The organism is Streptomyces sp. NPDC015127 (genome assembly GCF_043080095.1).
Lineage (GTDB): Bacteria > Actinomycetota > Actinomycetes > Streptomycetales > Streptomycetaceae > Streptomyces.
Window position 1 is genome coordinate 207072 of record NZ_JBIBVE010000003.1, and the last position, 15896, is coordinate 222967.

The 15896-nt window shown below is 72.2% G+C and carries 15 protein-coding genes and 1 riboswitch; of the genes, 9 read left to right on the forward strand and 6 right to left on the reverse strand.

What is annotated here, in order from left to right:
* The first annotated feature begins 1 nt into the window (after position 1).
* Positions 2-964, forward strand: coding sequence for an ABC transporter substrate-binding protein (locus ACF08N_RS07210; RefSeq protein WP_392323582.1), 963 nt, complete (start codon positions 2-4; stop codon positions 962-964).
* Between the two features lie 128 nt (positions 965-1092).
* On the opposite strand, the gene ACF08N_RS07215 is transcribed toward ACF08N_RS07210, so the two are convergent.
* On the reverse strand, positions 1093-1830 hold the full coding sequence (locus ACF08N_RS07215; RefSeq protein ID WP_392323583.1) for an isocitrate lyase/phosphoenolpyruvate mutase family protein: 738 nt from the start codon (positions 1828-1830) through the stop codon (positions 1093-1095).
* 13 nt (positions 1831-1843) lie between these two features.
* Complete coding sequence (locus ACF08N_RS07220) at positions 1844-2338, reverse strand: carboxymuconolactone decarboxylase family protein (protein ID WP_392323584.1); 495 nt, start codon at positions 2336-2338, stop codon at positions 1844-1846.
* Between the two features lie 47 nt (positions 2339-2385).
* Here ACF08N_RS07220 and ACF08N_RS07225 point away from each other — a divergent pair, with 47 nt between their 5' ends.
* The gene (locus tag ACF08N_RS07225; RefSeq protein ID WP_392323585.1) at positions 2386-3795 is read left to right on the forward strand and encodes a PLP-dependent aminotransferase family protein; all 1410 of its coding nucleotides are present in this window, start codon (positions 2386-2388) and stop codon (positions 3793-3795) included.
* Positions 3796-4039: 244 nt separating this feature from the next.
* Here ACF08N_RS07225 and rocD read toward each other — a convergent pair whose 3' ends face one another.
* Positions 4040-5245, reverse strand: a complete 1206-nt coding sequence (rocD, locus tag ACF08N_RS07230) for an ornithine--oxo-acid transaminase (RefSeq protein ID WP_392323586.1) — start codon at positions 5243-5245, stop codon at positions 4040-4042.
* A gap of 152 nt (positions 5246-5397) precedes the next feature.
* Positions 5398-5487: riboswitch (ZMP/ZTP riboswitch) on the forward strand.
* A gap of 38 nt (positions 5488-5525) precedes the next feature.
* Here rocD and glyA point away from each other — a divergent pair.
* The 4 genes from glyA to ACF08N_RS07250 all read left to right on the forward strand — a co-directional run bounded on the left by glyA (position 5526) and on the right by ACF08N_RS07250 (position 9828).
* Positions 5526-6794, forward strand: a complete 1269-nt coding sequence (gene glyA / locus ACF08N_RS07235) for a serine hydroxymethyltransferase (RefSeq protein WP_392323587.1) — start codon at positions 5526-5528, stop codon at positions 6792-6794.
* Between the two features lie 240 nt (positions 6795-7034).
* Positions 7035-8045, forward strand: coding sequence for a tryptophan--tRNA ligase (gene trpS, locus ACF08N_RS07240; RefSeq protein WP_392323905.1), 1011 nt, complete (start codon positions 7035-7037; stop codon positions 8043-8045).
* Between the two features lie 195 nt (positions 8046-8240).
* Positions 8241-8822, forward strand: a complete 582-nt coding sequence (locus ACF08N_RS07245; RefSeq protein ID WP_392323588.1) for a 2'-5' RNA ligase family protein — start codon at positions 8241-8243, stop codon at positions 8820-8822.
* Positions 8823-8904: 82 nt separating this feature from the next.
* Positions 8905-9828, forward strand: coding sequence for a YihY/virulence factor BrkB family protein (locus ACF08N_RS07250; RefSeq protein ID WP_392323589.1), 924 nt, complete (start codon positions 8905-8907; stop codon positions 9826-9828).
* Here ACF08N_RS07250 and ACF08N_RS07255 read toward each other — a convergent pair.
* Positions 9776-10966 (reverse strand): D-alanyl-D-alanine carboxypeptidase family protein, encoded by a 1191-nt coding sequence (locus tag ACF08N_RS07255; protein ID WP_392323906.1) that lies wholly within the window; start codon positions 10964-10966, stop codon positions 9776-9778. The two genes, ACF08N_RS07250 and ACF08N_RS07255, sit on opposite strands and share 53 nt — an antisense overlap.
* Before the next feature lie 190 nt (positions 10967-11156).
* Between ACF08N_RS07255 and ACF08N_RS07260 the strand changes: the two genes are divergently transcribed.
* The 3 genes from ACF08N_RS07260 (at position 11157) to ACF08N_RS07270 (ending at position 14705) form a co-directional block, all read left to right on the forward strand.
* Positions 11157-11402 carry an SCO4848 family membrane protein gene (locus tag ACF08N_RS07260; protein WP_392323590.1) on the forward strand — a complete coding sequence of 82 codons (246 nt, stop codon included), beginning with the start codon at positions 11157-11159 and terminating at the stop codon, positions 11400-11402.
* 19 nt (positions 11403-11421) lie between these two features.
* Positions 11422-13062 carry a metallophosphoesterase gene (locus ACF08N_RS07265; protein ID WP_392323591.1) on the forward strand — a complete coding sequence of 547 codons (1641 nt, stop codon included), beginning with the start codon at positions 11422-11424 and terminating at the stop codon, positions 13060-13062.
* An 89-nt stretch (positions 13063-13151) separates the two neighbouring features.
* Entirely contained in the window at positions 13152-14705 is a 1554-nt protein-coding gene (locus ACF08N_RS07270) for an ABC transporter substrate-binding protein (RefSeq protein WP_392323592.1), read from the forward strand.
* Positions 14706-14724: 19 nt separating this feature from the next.
* Here the strand turns inward: ACF08N_RS07270 and ACF08N_RS07275 are convergent, their stop codons facing one another.
* Positions 14725-15483 carry a TetR/AcrR family transcriptional regulator gene (locus ACF08N_RS07275; RefSeq protein WP_392323593.1) on the reverse strand — a complete coding sequence of 253 codons (759 nt, stop codon included), beginning with the start codon at positions 15481-15483 and terminating at the stop codon, positions 14725-14727.
* Positions 15484-15494: 11 nt separating this feature from the next.
* Positions 15495-15896: a thiol-disulfide oxidoreductase DCC family protein gene (locus ACF08N_RS07280; protein WP_392323594.1), complete on the reverse strand. Its 402-nt coding sequence runs from the start codon at positions 15894-15896 to the stop codon at positions 15495-15497.

Genomic DNA, 15896 nt, shown 5'->3' on the forward strand with positions numbered 1-15896 from the left:
CATGGCTTCTCGTACACGCATCACCGCGCTCGCGGCGGCGGTCGGCCTGATGGCCGTCACCGGCTGCGGCGCGGCCGACATGACCCGCCAGGCGTCCCCGTACGCCGCCGCGGAGGGCGCGAAGACCGTGACGCTGTCCGTCCAGTCCTGGGTGGGCGCGCAGGCCAACGTCGCCGTGGCGCAGTACCTGCTCGAACACGAGCTGGGCTACCGCGTCGACACCGTCCAGATCGACGAGGTCCCCGCGTGGGACGCGCTCAGCCAGGGCCGTGTCGACGCGATCCTGGAGGACTGGGGCCACCCGGAGCAGGAGGACCGGTACGTCGCCGACAAGAGGACGATCGCGCCGGGCGGCGACCTCGGGGTGACCGGCCACATCGGCTGGTTCGTGCCGACGTACTTCGCGAAGGCGCACCCGGACGTGACGGACTGGAAGAACCTGAACAAGTACGCGGACCAGCTGCGCACGGCGGAGAGCGGCGGCAAGGGCCAGCTGCTCGACGGCTCGCCCTCGTACGTCACCAACGACAAGGCGCTGGTGGAGAACCTGGACCTGGACTACCAGGTGGTGTTCGCGGGTTCGGAGGCTGCGCAGATCACGCAGATCAAGCAGTTCGCCAAGGAGAAGAAGCCGTTCCTGACCTACTGGTACAAGCCGCAGTGGCTGTTCGAGAAGGTCCCCATGACGGAGGTGAAGCTGCCCGCGTACAAGGAGGGCTGCGACGCCGACCCCAAGAAGGTGGCGTGCGCGTATCCGCACACCCCGCTGCAGAAGTTCCTGAACGCGCGGTTCGCGGACAAGGGCGGCAAGGCGGCCGAGTTCCTGAGGAACTTCCGGTGGACGACGGAGCAGCAGAACGACGTGGCGCTCATGATCGCGGACCAGAAGCTGTCGCCGCAGGCGGCGGCGGAGAAGTGGGTGAAGGAGAACGAGCCGACGTGGCGGGCCTGGCTGCCGAAGTGACGCCGGGACGGTGAACGGGACGGGGCCCGGGGGCACAGCCCCCGGGCCCGTGTCTCACCCCTGGGCCCGCGTCTCGCCCCCGGGCGCGGTGGGGTACGCCACTTTCGGTGGGGCCCACGCCCCGCCGTTCACGCCCCGAGGCCGCGCCGCAGTTCCCGGGCCATGTCCGTCACGGCCGCCTGTGCGCGCCGCTGGAGCCCCGGACCGAAGGTGATCCGCGTGGCGCCCAGCCTGCCCAGCTCGGCCACCGGCGGATCGGCCGCCGGGGCGAACGCGTTGATCGGCAGGTCGGTCCCGGCACGCAGCAGCGGCAGGTGCTCCGGCGGGGCGAGGATCGGATAGACGCAGTCGGCGCCCGCCTCCGCGTACAGCCGCAGTCGTACGATCGCCTCCCGCGGGTCGCTCACACCCCGCAGGAACGTGTCGACGCGGGCGTTGACGAACAGTGCGCCGTCCGCCTCCGCGACCACCTCGGCCAGCCAGTCGGCGTGCCGGCGCGGATCCTTGAGCGACCCGGTCGCCGCGTCGGAGTCCTCCAGGTTGCAGCCGGCCGCGCCGGTCTCCAGCACCCGCGCCACCAGCTCCTTCGGCGCGAGCCCGTAGCCGCCCTCGACGTCGGCGGAGACGGGCACGTCGACCGCGCGCACGATCCGCGCCACAGCCGCGAACATCTCGGCGGCGGGCACCGCCCCGTCCTCGTGGCCGAGCGAGGCGGCGACGCCGGCGCTGGGCGTGGCGAGCGCCGGGAAGCCCGCGTCGGCGAACGCGCGAGCGCTCGCCGCGTCCCACGGACCGGGCAGGACCAGGGGATCCGCCGCCTCCCGGCCGTGGTGCAGGGCGCGGAAGGTCTCGTGATGAGCCGTCACCGGCCGTCCCCCGTCAGTGCTTCAGCGAGCCGGGAGTGTAGTGGCCGGGCGTGAGCCGTCCGGTCACCGCGAACCGGTTCCAGACGTTGATCACCGCGATCGACGCGATGAGCTGGGCCAGTTCGGTCTCGTCGAAGTGCTTCGCCGCCTTCTCGTAGACCTCGTCGGGCACGAAACCGTCCGTCAGCACAGTCACCGCCTCGGTCAGTTCGAGTGCCGCGATCTCCTTCTCGGTGTAGAAGTGCCGCGACTCCTCCCATGCGCTCAGCTGCACGATGCGCTCCACCGACTCGCCCGCCGCCAGTGCGTCCTTGCTGTGCATGTCGAGGCAGAAAGCGCAGTGGTTGATCTGCGAGGCGCGGATCTTCACCAGCTCCAGCAGGACCGGGTCGAGGTTCTTCCGGGCGGCCCCGTCCAGCCGGACCATGGCCTTGTAGACGTCGGGGAGGAGCTCGGAGACGCGGATACGGGGCTCGGTCTCGGATGCGTACGTGTCGTTCGTCGTCATGGCTACGACCGTACGGGCCATATGGCACAGCTGTATGGTCCATTCCCATGACGGATTCCTGGGCCACTTTCGGTGCCGACCTGCATCTGGACCTGCGCGGCACCCGGCTGCGCAGCGGCCTCATGGACGCCCTGCGGGAGGCGGTCCGCACCGGCAGGCTCGCGCCCGGCACCCGGCTGCCGTCGTCCCGGTCCCTCGCCGTCGACCTGGGCGTCGCCCGCAACACCGTCGCCGACGCCTACGCGGAGCTGGTCGCCGAGGGCTGGCTCGTCGCACGGCAGGGCTCCGGCACCCGTGTCGCCCAGAGGTCCGTGCCGCGCAAGCCGCCGCCGGGGGAGAGCCGGGCACGGGCCCGGCCGGTGCGCAGCGGTCCGGACTACAGCCTGAGGCCGGGCAGCCCCGACCTCGCGTCGTTCCCCCGCGCGGAATGGCTCAAGGCCGCGCGCAGGGCGCTGACCGCCGCGCCCCACGAGGCGTTCGGGTACGGCGATCCGCGCGGGCGCATCGAGCTGCGGACCGTGCTCGCCGACTACCTCGCCCGGGCCCGGGGGGTGTACGCCGCGCCCGAACGGGTCGTCGTCTGCAACGGCTTCGTGCACGGGCTGATGCTGATGGGCAAGATCCTCAAGCGCCGGCGGGTACGGGATGTGGCGGTCGAGTCGTACGGTCTCGACTTCCACTGGGACCTGCTGACCGGGGCGGGACTCGGCACGCCCGCGCTGCCCTTCGACGACACCGGCACGTGCACCGAGGGCCTCGGCGGGATGCGGGGCGTGGGCGCGGTGCTGATGACACCCGCGCACCAGTTCCCGCTCGGCGTTCCTCTGCACGCCGACCGGCGCGCGGCGGCCGTCGACTGGGCGCGAAGGACGGGCGGCCTGGTCCTCGAGGACGACTACGACGGCGAGTTCCGCTACGACCGCCAGCCCGTCGGCGCCCTCCAGGGACTCGACCCGGAACGCGTCGTCTACATGGGCACGGCGAGCAAGTCGCTCGCGCCCGGGCTGCGGCTGGCGTGGATGGTGCTGCCGGAGAGCATGGTCGGCGAGGTGCTGGAGGCCAAGGGCCGCGAGGAGTGGTCCTCGGGGGCGCTGGACCAGCTGACCCTGGCCGAGTTCATCGCCTCGGGCGCGTACGACCGGCACGTACGCGGCATGCGGCTGCGCTACCGGCGGCGGCGCGACCAGCTGGTGGCGGCGCTCGCGGAGCGCGCCCCCGCCATCCGCGTCAGCGGGATCGCCGCCGGGCTGCACGCGGTGCTCGAACTCCCGCCGGGCACCGAGCGCCAGGCCATCCGCTCCGCGGCGTGGCACGGCCTCGCGGTGCACGGCCTCTCGGACTTCCGCCACGCCGAGGCCCGGGCGGCCGACCGCGAGGGGCTCGTCGTCGGGTACGCGACACCGCCGGACAGCGCCTGGGCGGGAGCGCTGGACGCGCTGTGCGCGTCACTGGAGTAGCCGCGGGGTCCGGGCGCCCGGACCCTCGCCGCGCCCTGACGGCAGCGAGGCTGAAAGCCCCCGCCGGGCCGCCGCACCCCTACAGCCTGGCGGCCGCGGCCCGCGGGGTGACTGCCCCCGCGAGCGTCACCCACCCGGCCGGGGCGCTGCCCCGGACCCCGCGCCTCAAACTCCCCCTACGGCCTGGAGGCCGTGGGTGGTGTCCCCAGCGAGGCTGAAAATGCGGCGCCTGTCCGGTCCCGGCCTACGACGTGAGGACCGCCCGGAGCTGGTCGAGCCCCCAGTCCAGGTCCTCCTTGCTGATCACCAGCGGCGGCGCGATCCGGATCGTCGCACCGCGGGTGTCCTTGACCAGGACACCCCGGTCCATCAGCTTCTCCGAGATCTCCCGGCCCGTGCCCAGGCCCGGCGCGATGTCCACACCCGCCCACAGGCCGCGCCCGCGCACCTCCGTCACGACGCCGCTGCCCATAAGCAGGCCGAGTTGGTGGTGCAGGTGCTCGCCCAGCTCGGCCGCCCGCGCCTGGAACTCGCCGGTGCGCAGCATCGCGACGACCTCCAGCGCCACCGCGCAGGCCAGCGGATTGCCGCCGAACGTCGACCCGTGCTCGCCCGGCCGGAACACCCCGAGGACCTCGGCGGACGACACGACCGCCGACACCGGCACCACACCGCCGCCGAGCGCCTTGCCCAGCACGTACATGTCCGGCACGACTCCCTCGTGCTCGCACGCGAACGTCTTTCCCGTCCGGCCCAGACCCGACTGGATCTCGTCCGCCACGAACAGCACACCCCGCTCCCGGGTGAGCCTGCGCACGCCCGGGAGATAGCCGTGCGGCGGGACCAGCACCCCGGCCTCGCCCTGGACGGGCTCCAGCAGCACGGCCACCGTGTTCGCGGACATGGCCGCATCCAACGCGGTCAGGTCGCCGTACGGCACGATCTCGAAGCCCGGCGTGTACGGGCCGTAGTCCGCCCGCGCCTCGTGGTCGGTCGAGAAACTGATCAGCGTCGTCGTCCGGCCGTGGAAGTTGTTCGCCGCGACGATGATCTTCGCCTGGCCCTGGGGGACGCCCTTGACCCGGTAGCCCCACTTCCGGGCGGTCTTCACCGCGGTCTCCACCGCCTCCGCGCCGGTGTTCATCGGCAGCACCGTCTCCATGCCGCACAGCTCGGCCAGCTGGGCGCAGAAGTCCCCGAACCGGTCGTGGTGGAAGGCGCGGGAGGTGAGGGTGACCCGGTCCAGCTGGGCCTTCGCCGCGTCGATCAGCCGGCGGTTGCGGTGGCCGAAGTTGAGGGCCGAATAGCCGGCGAGCATGTCGAGGAACCGGCGCCCCTCGACATCGGTCATCCAGGCGCCGTCGGCCGAGGCGACGACGACCGGAAGAGGGTGGTAGGTGTGCGCGCTGTGCGCCTCCGCGGAGGCGATCGCGGAAGTCGTGGTCGACACGGGTGCTCCGATCGTCAGGACGAACCAGCCGGCGAGGGGGGCGGTGCCCCGTCCCTGGGACGGGTGCCCGGATCCGGTGTTGCCCCTGTTTCTATCGTCGCTCGCCATGCCGACCGGGAAACCGGGCGCCCGGCGTGCCCGCTAGGGTGGGCGGTACGTGCGGCGACTGGCGTACGGGGAAGTGACCCCGAGGGAGCCGCACGGGGCAGTAACACGTGGTGTCGATCGCCTGGGCACCCCGGGACCACGACCGATGCCACGGACCGTCCCGGAGGACACCATGCCCCTTCCCCTGCCGCACCCCGCGCTCGCCGCCGCCGACCCCGAACTCGCCGCCCTCGTCGGCGCCGAGGAACGGCTCCAGGCCGACACCCTGCGACTGATCCCCAGCGAGAACTACGTCTCGGCCGCCGTGCTGGAGGCGTCCGGCACGGTGCTGCAGAACAAGTACAGCGAGGGCTACGCCGGCCGCCGCTACTACGAGGGCCAGCAGAACATCGACCAGGTCGAGCTGCTCGCCGTCGCACGCGCCAAGTCCCTCTTCGGCGTCGACCACGCCAATGTCCAGCCCTACTCCGGCTCTCCGGCCAACCTCGCCGTCTACCTCGCCTTCGCCGAGCCCGGCGACACCGTGATGGGCATGGCCCTGCCGATGGGCGGCCACCTCACGCACGGCTGGGGCGTCTCGGCCACCGGCACCTGGTTCCGCGGCGTGCAGTACGGCGTACGCCACGACAACGGGCTGATCGACTTCGACCAGGTGCGCGACCTCGCCTTCAAGGAGCGGCCCAGGGTCATCTTCTGCGGCGGCACCGCGCTGCCCCGCACCATCGACTTCGCCGCCTTCGCCGAGATCGCGCGCGAGGTCGGCGCTGTGCTGGTCGCCGACGTCGCCCACATCGCCGGCCTCATCGCGGGCGGCGCCCACCCCTCGCCCGTCCCGCACGTCGACGTCGTGTCCACCACCACCCACAAGACCCTGCGCGGTCCGCGCGGCGCCATGCTGATGTCCCGTGAGGAGCACGCCAAGGCCATCGACAAGGCGGTCTTCCCGGGCCTCCAGGGCGGTCCGCACAACCAGACCACCGCGGCGATCGCCGTCGCCCTCCACGAGGCGGCCCAGCCCTCCTTCCGCGACTACGCCCGCTCCGTCGTGGCCAACGCCAAGGCACTCGCCGCCGAGCTGCTCGCGCGCGGCTTCGACCTGGTCTCCGGCGGCACCGACAACCACCTGATCCTGATCGACCTCACCTCCAAGGACGTTCCGGGCAAGGTGGCGGCCAAGGCGCTCGACCGGGCCGGGATCGTCGTCAACTACAACACCGTGCCGTTCGATCCCCGCAAGCCCTTCGACCCCTCCGGCATCCGCATCGGCACGCCGTCGCTGACCTCCCGCGGCCTCGGCACGGAGCACATGGCCGCGGTCGCCGAGTGGATCGACCGGGGTGTCTCGGCGGCGGCCAAGGGCGACGAGGATGCGCTGGCCGCGGTCCGCGCCGAGGTGTCCGACCTGATGTCGGCCCACCCGGCCCCGGGCCTCACCCCCTAGGGGCTGCCCGGCTTGCCCGGCCGGCCCGCACCGCCCGGGCGCCGCCCATCCGGCGAGCGCCCGGGCCCGCACGGCGGTGCGCCCTGTGTTCCTCGTCTCATCGGCCACGACCCGCGGCGGCTACGGTCCGCAGCGGATGCACCGGCGGCCGGACATCGGTCCGCACCTGAGAGAATGTGGGGCATGGCCTCAGTTCGCCCGCCCGTCGCCCACCACCACCCGCAGGGGAATGGCACCGCCATGCAGCGTCGACCTCGTGTGCTCTCCGGAATCCAGCCCACCGCCGGCTCGTTCCACCTCGGCAACTACCTCGGCGCCGTCCGCCAGTGGGTGGCGCTCCAGGAGACGCACGACGCGTTCTACATGGTCGTGGACCTGCACGCGATCACCGTTCCGCAGGACCCCGCCGAGCTGCGTGCCAACACCCGGCTCGCCGCGGCCCAGCTGCTCGCCGCCGGTCTCGACCCCGAGCGCTGCACCCTGTTCGTGCAGAGCCATGTGCCCGAGCACGCCCAGCTGGCGTGGGTCATGAACTGCCTGACGGGCTTCGGCGAGGCGTCCCGGATGACGCAGTTCAAGGACAAGTCGGCCAAGCAGGGCGCCGAGCGTGCCTCCGTCGGCCTGTTCACGTACCCGGTCCTGCAGGTCGCGGACATCCTGCTGTACCAGGCGAACGAGGTCCCGGTCGGTGAGGACCAGCGCCAGCACATCGAGCTGACCCGCGACCTGGCCGAGCGTTTCAACGGCCGCTTCGGCGACACGTTCACCGTCCCCGCGCCGCACATCCTCAAGGAGACGGCGAAGATCTACGACCTCCAGGACCCGTCGATCAAGATGAGCAAGTCGGCCTCCACGCCGAAGGGCCTCATCAACCTGCTCGACGAGCCGAAGGTGACCGCGAAGAAGGTCAAGAGCGCGGTCACCGACACGGACACCGTGATCCGTTTCGACGCGGTCGAGAAGCCGGGCGTCAGCAACCTGCTCTCCATCTACTCCACCCTCACGGGTACGGCTGTGGCCGATCTGGAGCGGAAGTACGAGGGCAAGGGCTACGGTGCGCTCAAGACCGACCTCGCCGAGGTGATGGTCGAATTCGTCACACCGTTCCGCACCCGGACGCAGGAATACCTGGACGACACGGAGACGCTGGACTCCATCCTGGCCAAGGGCGCGGAGAAGGCCCGTGCGGTCGCGGCGGAGACGCTGGCCACCACTTACGAGAGGGTGGGCTTCCTCCCCGCCAAGCACTGAGCGAGCACCTGGCGCACACCGAGCGCGCCCGGACGCACACCGAGCGCATACCGGGCGCCCCGGCCGGGGCGGAAGGAGTCCAAGGGCCTGTGTCCAAGGACTCTGGCCGAACCGGCGGTAAAGCCGCCACACTGGCGGCTGCACACCCGCGCGAGCTGTGGACCGCAGCCGCGCACCGAGACTGAGGAGAACGACGTGGGGACCGTAACGCTCGGCGTTTCGATCGCGGTCCCGGAGCCGTACGGCAGCCTGCTCCAGGAGCGGCGTGCGGGCTTCGGGGATCCCGCCGCGCACGGCATTCCGACCCACGTCACCCTCCTGCCCCCGACCGAGGTCGACTCGGCCGTGCTGCCCGCGGTGGAGGCGCACCTCGCGGCCGTCGCGGCGGCCGGGCGCCCGTTCCGCATGCGCCTGTCCGGCACCGGCACGTTCCGCCCCCTGTCGCCGGTCGTCTTCGTCCAGGTCGTCGAGGGCGGCTCGGCCTGCTCCTGGCTCCAGCAGCGGGTGCGGGACGTATCCGGCCCGCTGGTGCGCGACCTGCAGTTCCCGTACCACCCGCATGTCACCGTCGCCCACGGCATCTCCGAGGAGGCGATGGACCGGGCGTACGAGGAGCTGTCGGAGTTCGCCGCCGAGTGGACCTGCCCCTCCTTCGCGCTGTACGAGCAGGGCGCGGACGGCGTGTGGCGCAAACTGCGCACCTACGCCTTCGGCGGCGGCGTCACCGGCGTTCCCGCCCAGGGCACACCGGTCGACGAGCGCGCCACCACCGCCTGACCGTCCCACCCTCGGGTCACCGGTTCGCCGCCGTGCGGCGGGTCGGGGCACTGGCCGGACGATCACCGGGTAGGCGTACGGCATGGACTGGCTGATCAAGCTCCCCGTCGTCGGCCCGCTCGCCGCCCGGCTGATGCGCACGCACGCCTGGCGCAGCTACGAGACGCTGGAGCGGGTGCACTGGACGCGGCTGGCCGCTGCCGTCACGTTCCTCAGCTTCCTCGCCCTCTTCCCGCTGATCACGGTCGCCGCCGCGATCGGTGCCGCGCTCCTCGACCAGGAGGCACTGGACACGCTGGAGAGCAGGATCTCCGACCAGGTGCCCGGCATCTCCGACCAGATCGACATCAACGGCCTCGTCGCCAACGCGGCCACCGTCGGAGCCGTCGCCGGCGCCCTCCTGCTGTTCACGGGCATCGGCTGGGTCGGCTCGATGAGGGACTGCCTGCGGGCCGTGTGGGAGCTCGACGACCGGGACGAGGGCAATCCGCTCGTCCGCAAGCTCAAGGACGCGGGCGTGCTGGCCGGCCTCGGCGGCATCGGACTCGCCTCGCTCGCCGCCTCCGCGCTCGGCTCCACCGCGGTCGGCTGGACCGCGGACCTGCTCGGCCTGGAGAAGGGCGGGATCGGCGGCGTGGTGCTGCGCATCGCGGCCCTCGCGGTCGCCGTGCTCGCCGACTTCCTGATCCTGCTCTACGTCCTGACGCTGCTGCCCGGCGTGCAGCCGCCGCGCCACCGGCTGGTCGTGGCCGGTCTGATCGGCGCGGTCGGCTTCGAGCTGCTCAAGCTGCTGCTCGGCGGCTACATGCAGGGTGTCGCGACCCGCAGCATGTACGGCGCTTTCGGCGTGCCGATCGCGCTCCTGCTCTGGATCAACTTCACCGCCAAACTGCTGCTGTTCTGCGCCGCCTGGACGGCGACGCGGAACGGCGACGGAGAAGACGGGGAAGAGGTCAGGAACGCGGAAGGCGGCGGATCCGCTCGGGAAGCGGCCAGCGGCGCTTGACCAGGAACGCCCCGGCGGCCAGCAGCACCAGCACACCGCCCGCGACGGCGAGCGCGATGCCCATGCCGCCCGAGCCGTGCTGGGCGGCGGCCACGGGCTTCGCCGGTGCGCCCTTGCCGTCCTCGACCGGCTCGGCGCCGCCCGTCGCCGTGTCGGCGGACTTCGGCGGCACCAGTTCACCGACCGGCGTCACCTTCCCGGCCGCCGCGAAGCCCCAGTCGAACAGCCGGGCGGTCTCCTTGTAGACGGCCTGGCTCTCCTCGGACTCCGGGTTCATGACCGTCACCAGCAGGACCCGGCCGTTCCGTTCGGCGACACCGGTGAACGTCGCCCCGGCGTGCGTGGTGTTGCCGTTCTTGACGCCCGCGATGCCCTGGTACGGCTCGATCCCGGCCGCCCCGGTGAGCAGGCGGTTGGTGTTCTGGATCTCGAACGACGCGCGCTCCTTGCCCTCCTTGTGCTCGCCGGGGAAGGTGGCGCTGACCGTGGAGCAGTACTCGCGGAAGTCCTTCTTCTGCATGCCGCTGCGGGCGATGAGCGTGAGGTCGTACGCGGAGGAGACCTGGCCGGGTGCGTCGTAGCCGTCGGGGGAGACGACGCGCGTGTCGAGTGCCTGCAGCTCGTCGGCGTGCTCCTGCATGTCCTGGACCGTCTTGGCCATGCCGCCGTTCATCTCGGTCAGCACATGCACGGCGTCGTTGCCGGAGCGCAGGAACACACCGAGCCACAGGTCGTGGACCGTGTACGTGTGGTCCTCCTTGACCCCGACGAGACTGCTGCCCGCTCCGACGCCCGCGAGGTCCTCGGCGGTCACCGTGTGGACGGTGTCCTTGGCGAGCTTGGGCAGCAGCGTGTCCGCGAAGAGCATCTTCATCGTCGAGGCGGGGGGCAGCCGCCAGTGCGCGTTGTGGGCGGCGAGCACGTCACCGCTCTCGGCGTCCGCGACGATCCACGAACGCCCGCTGACGTCCTTCGGCAGGACCGGCGCGCCCGCGCCGAGCCTGACCTGAGTGCCCGGCTTGCCCAGTTGGGCGCCTCCGACGGTCGACATGCTGGCCGGCGGCTTGGGCTGTTTCCTGCCCGGCGTGCCGTCGAGCGTCGCCGCGGACGCGGGCGCGGCGGTCAGGGCGGGCAGCATCGCGGAGGCGACAGCCGCGAGCGCGGCCCTTCGCGCGAACGGTTTGAAGGCAGCAGACAGAGCAGACACGGACGAGAACGTACAGGGCCTTGCCGAAAATATGGAGATCGGACCGGTGACCCGCCGGGAGTGACGCCGGGACAGAGCACCCCGCGCGCCCCGGTCGGCGGATGCCCGCGATACTTGACTCATGAAGCTCAGCCGCCCCGTGTCCTGGTTCCTGCTCGCGTTCGGGGTATGGAGCTGGTTCATCTGGATCACTTTCGTCAAGAACCTGTGGCAGGACGCCAGCGGGCTCGCGTTCGACGACGCGGGCGACCCGACCGGGTACTTCTGGGTCCATCTGCTGCTCGCCATCACGTCCTTTGTCCTGGGGACGGTCATCGGCATCATCGGGTTGCGCGGTCTGCGTGCATTGCGCCGTGAGCGCAGATAAGGGGTAGGGGAACGCGTTCATGGTGGCTGTCGTGGTGCTAGTGATCATTGTGGTGGTCGCCCTGCTCGCGGGCGTGCATTGGTACGTGTGGCGTCGCATGGTGCGCGACACGACCGCGCCGGGCGGGACCGCCCGCAGGGTCGGCACAGTGGTGCTGTGGGTGCTGCCGCTGCTGTCGCTCGGCGCGCTGATGTCGGGACGCGCGGGAGCGCCGTTCGAGGTGCAGCAGGTGCTGGCCTGGCCCGGCTTCCTGTGGCTCGCGGTCCTGCTGTACCTGGTGCTGGCGCTGGTGGTCGGCGAGGCCGTGCGCCCTGTGCTGCGCCGCGCGCTGGCCTACTCCGGGCGGGCTGCCGCGCCGGGGCCCGGCGACGTGTCCGCCTCGGCCTCCGGCGAGGGGCCGACAGCGACCGGGACCGCCGTCTCGCCGGCGCCGGGCGACGCCGCGTCCGCGGGCGCCCGTACGGACGTGCTCGCCTTCGGCGACGAGGCCGTCGTCGCGCCCGCGTCCCGCGCTGCGGCTCCCGCGGTCACGGCCGGCCCCGGCGACGGGGGCGTGGCGACGAAGGCTCTCGTCTCGCCGGACACCGGCGACGCCGCGTCCGCGGGCACCCGTACGGACGTACGCGGCTCCGGCGACGTGTCGGTCGCGACCGAGGCCGTCGTCTCGTCGGCTCCGGGTGACGCGCGGGCCGGAGGTGCCCCGGCAGCCGCGGGCGCCTCTCCTGCCGAGGAGGCGGTCGCCTCCGGCGACGGGGCCGTCGCGACGAAGGCCGTCGTCTCGCCGGACACAGGGGACGCCGCGCCCCCACCCGGTGACGCGCCCCGCGGGGCGCTCTCGCGGCGGCTGTTCGTCGCGCGGATCGTCGGCGGCGCAGCCGCCACCGCCGCGCTCGGGACCGTCGGGTACGGCGCGTACGGCGTCCTGCGCGGGCCCCGAGTCAAGCGCGTCACCGTTCCGCTCGCCAAGCTCCCCCGCGCCGCCCACGGCTACCGCATCGCCGTCGTCAGCGACATCCACCTCGGGCCCGTCCTCGGCCGCGCCCACACCCAGCGCATCGTCGACTCGATCAACGCCACCCAGCCCGACCTCGTCGCCGTCGTGGGCGACCTCGTCGACGGCAGCGTCGCCGACCTCGGGCCCGCCGCCGAGCCGCTCGCCGGGCTCCGTTCGCGCGACGGCGCGTTCTTCGTGACCGGCAACCACGAGTACTTCTCGGGCGCGGACGCGTGGGTCGACCACGTACGCGAGCTGGGCCTGCGCCCGCTGCGCAACGAACGCGTCGAGATCGCGGGCGGTTTCGACCTCGCGGGCGTCGACGACGTCGCGGGCGAGAGCGAGGGCCAGGGCCCCGACTTCGTGAAGGCGCTCGGTGACCGCGACCGCTCCCGCGCCGCGGTGCTCCTCGCGCATCAGCCCGTCGTCATCCACGACGCCGTCGGGCAGGGCGTGGACCTCCAGCTGTCCGGGCACACCCACGGCGGCCAGCTCTGGCCGGGAAACCTCCTCGCGGGCCTGGCCAACCCGACCGTCGCGGGCCTGGAGCGGTACGGCGACACCCAGTTGTACGTCTCCCGGGGCGCCGGTGCGTGGGGCCCGCCGGTGCGCGTCGGGGCCGAGTCCGACATCACCGTCGTGGAGCTCGCCGCACGCCGCGCCTGAGCCGTGTCCTGTCTCTTCCGCATGTGAAGGTCCTGTGATTGGCTGGCGGACATCACGATCAGGGGTGGGCGTGAAGGGGAGCGTCGGTGGTGCGGTCGGTCCGTCTGCGGATTCTTGTCATGTGCGTGGTGCTGCTGGCGGTGGGGGCGGGGGCCTGGCAGCTGTTGCCGTCGGGAACCGAGGGCAGGACCCCGGTCGTCGTCGGGACCAGTGACGTCGTCACGTCCCTCGACCCGGCCGGCGCCTACGACGCCGGCTCCTGGGCGCTGTACAGCAACATCTATCAGTCGCTGCTGACGTTCGAGCCCGGCGGTGTCACCCCGGTGCCCGACGCGGCCCGCAGCTGCCGGTTCATCGGGATGCAGCTCCAGACCTACCAGTGCGAGCTGCGCGACGACCTCACGTTCACGAACGGCCGCAAGGTCACCGGCGAGGACGTCCGGCACTCCTTCGAGCGCATGCTCGGCATCAAGGCGGACGTCGGCCCGCAGCCGCTGTTCGCCACGCTGAGGAGCGTCGTCGCCGAGGGGCAGACCGTCACGTTCCATCTCGGCGCCCGGGACGCGACGTTCCCGCAGAAGCTCGCCACCGGCGCCGGCTCCATCGTCGACCGCACCCAGTACCCGCGCGACGCGCTGCGCGAGGGCGGGAAGGCGGACGGCTCCGGGCCGTACGTGCTCAAGGAGTACGAGCCCGGCGTCCGCGCCCGCCTCGTGCCCAACCCGGCCTACAAGGGCGCGCTCAAGAAGAAGGGCGGGCCGGTCACGGTCCGCTACTACAAGACGTCCGAGGAGCTGGCCGTCGCCTGGGAGGCCGGGCGGCTCGACCTCACGCACCGCCAGATGCCGCCGGACCTGGTCGCCGGCCTCGACGGCGCCGACGACGACATCCGCGTCAACGAGGCCGACAGCGCGGAGACCCGCAACCTCGTCCTCAACGTGCGGCCGGGCTCCCCGATGGCGAAGAAGCCCGTGCGGCAGGCGATCGCGAAGGTCGTCGACCGCTCGCAGATCGTCACGTCCGTCTACCACGCGACCGTGCAGCCGCTGTACTCGCTGATCCCGCAGGGCACGCTCGCCCACAGCAACCCGTTCTTCGACCGCTATCCGGAGCCGGACACCGAGGGAGCGCGCAAGCTGCTCGACGCGGCCGGGATCGACACCCCGGTCAGGTTCACGCTCGCCCACAAGGCGGACACCGGCCCGGCGGCCGAGGCCGCGGAACTGCGCCGTCAGCTGGAGGCCACCAAGCTCTTCGAGGTGGAGGTCCTGCCCGACGACTGGACGGTCTTCCAGAAGAAGTACGCCAGAGGCGAGTACGACGCGTACACGGTCGGCTGGCTGCCCGACTTCCCCGACCCGGACAGCTTCAGCCAGCCGCTCGTCGGCAGGAACACGACCCTGCGCAACGGCTACGCGAGCAAGGCCGTCGACCGGCTCATCGCCTCCACGCAGCAGTACAGCGACCGCGCCCGCGCCACCGAGGACTTCAGGACGCTCCAGCGCAGGATCGCCGAGGACGTGCCGCTGGTGCCGCTGTGGCAGAAGAAGGACTACGTGATCAGCCGCGCGGACGTGACCGGCGCGCAGTACCTGTCGGACGGCACGGGCATGTGGCGGCTGTGGGAGCTCGGCCGGCTGTGACCCCCCGGCGGGCGCCGGCTCAGTCAGCGTCGCCCATGGCGGTGCCGGTGCCGGTGCCGTTCGCCTTGCGGGCGGCGACGCTCTGCGCCATCCCGGGCAGGAAGTCCGTGAACAGCTCGTGCACCTCGCGGACCAGGGGCCGCAGCACCCGGAACCGGGCGAGCGCCACGCCCCGGCTGGTCAGCCGGGCGCCGCGGACGGCCAGCCGCCGGCTGCGCTCGCTGTTCTCGGAGCGGTCGAACACCCAGTACAGGACGAGCCCCATCTGGGAGAGCCACATCAACTCCGGGAGGATGTCCCGCAGTTCCTCCGCCACCTTCGACTTGGACCCGGCCAGCACCTCGCGGTGGACCGCGATCGCCTCCTCGCGGGCGTGCTCGGACTCGGGGGAGAAGGGGCTGAGCGGGCTCTCCGGGTCGGCGGCGTTCTTGAAGAACTGGGCCGCGAACTCGTGGTACGGCTCGGCGATGTCCAGCCAGGCGGTCAGCACCCCGGCCATCCGTGCCTCGAGGTCGGTCTCCTTGTCCAGCACGGGCCGGACCGCCGCCCTGTGCTCGGCGGCGATCCGGTCGTAGAAGCCCTGGACGAGGTGTTCCTTCGAGCCGAAGTAGTAGTACGCGTTCCCCACCGAGACGCCGGCCTCCTTGGCGATGGCCCGCATCGTGGTCTTGTCGTAGCCGCGTTCCTGGAAGAGGCGGAGCGCGGTTTCGAGGATCAGCGTGCGGGTCTGCTCGCTTTTGGGGGCCTTGGTCTCGGTGGGGGCCTTCGGTTCCGTCACGGTGTCCGAGCCTAATGGGGGACGGCGCACTGCTCGGCGCAGGGCGGGGTGCCCGGACGGTTCACGGCCTCGCGGTACTTGGCCGCGGCGAGCATGGTGACGCGGACGAACGGCGCCCCCGCGGGGGTGGCCAGCCAGTGCGCCTTGGACCGGTGGTCGGCGAGGGCCCACAGGCAGACCACCCAGGCGGCCTGGCCCGTGTAGACCTGGCCCTTGTCGCCGATCACGGTGATCTCCCGCAGGGTCCGGGCGTGATCGAGCTCCGGATACCTGCGCCGTGCCTCGGCCGATCCGGCGGGCACGGTCCGCAGGGGGACGAGCGGCCGCTGCCGCAGCAGCCAGTTGCGCAGGTGGACGCAGAGGGGGCAGTCGGCGTCGTACAGGACGGTCAGTGCCCGGACCGCGGTGCCCAT

Excerpts from the sequence above, each read along its gene's own strand:
- ACF08N_RS07210 (WP_392323582.1), top strand. The coding sequence starts at position 2 with ATGGCTTCTCGTACACGCATCACCGCGCTCGCGGCGGCGGTCGGCCTG.
- ACF08N_RS07220 (WP_392323584.1), bottom strand. The coding sequence starts at position 2,338 with ATGACGACGAACGACACGTACGCATCCGAGACCGAGCCCCGTATCCGC.
- ACF08N_RS07225 (WP_392323585.1), top strand. The coding sequence starts at position 2,386 with ATGACGGATTCCTGGGCCACTTTCGGTGCCGACCTGCATCTGGACCTG.
- glyA (WP_392323587.1), top strand. The coding sequence starts at position 5,526 with ATGCCCCTTCCCCTGCCGCACCCCGCGCTCGCCGCCGCCGACCCCGAA.
- trpS (WP_392323905.1), top strand. The coding sequence starts at position 7,035 with ATGCAGCGTCGACCTCGTGTGCTCTCCGGAATCCAGCCCACCGCCGGC.
- ACF08N_RS07250 (WP_392323589.1), top strand. The coding sequence starts at position 8,905 with ATGGACTGGCTGATCAAGCTCCCCGTCGTCGGCCCGCTCGCCGCCCGG.
- ACF08N_RS07255 (WP_392323906.1), bottom strand. The coding sequence starts at position 10,966 with ATGCTGCCCGCCCTGACCGCCGCGCCCGCGTCCGCGGCGACGCTCGAC.
- ACF08N_RS07260 (WP_392323590.1), top strand. The coding sequence starts at position 11,157 with ATGAAGCTCAGCCGCCCCGTGTCCTGGTTCCTGCTCGCGTTCGGGGTA.
- ACF08N_RS07265 (WP_392323591.1), top strand. The coding sequence starts at position 11,422 with ATGGTGGCTGTCGTGGTGCTAGTGATCATTGTGGTGGTCGCCCTGCTC.
- ACF08N_RS07280 (WP_392323594.1), bottom strand. The coding sequence starts at position 15,896 with ATGGGCACCGCGGTCCGGGCACTGACCGTCCTGTACGACGCCGACTGC.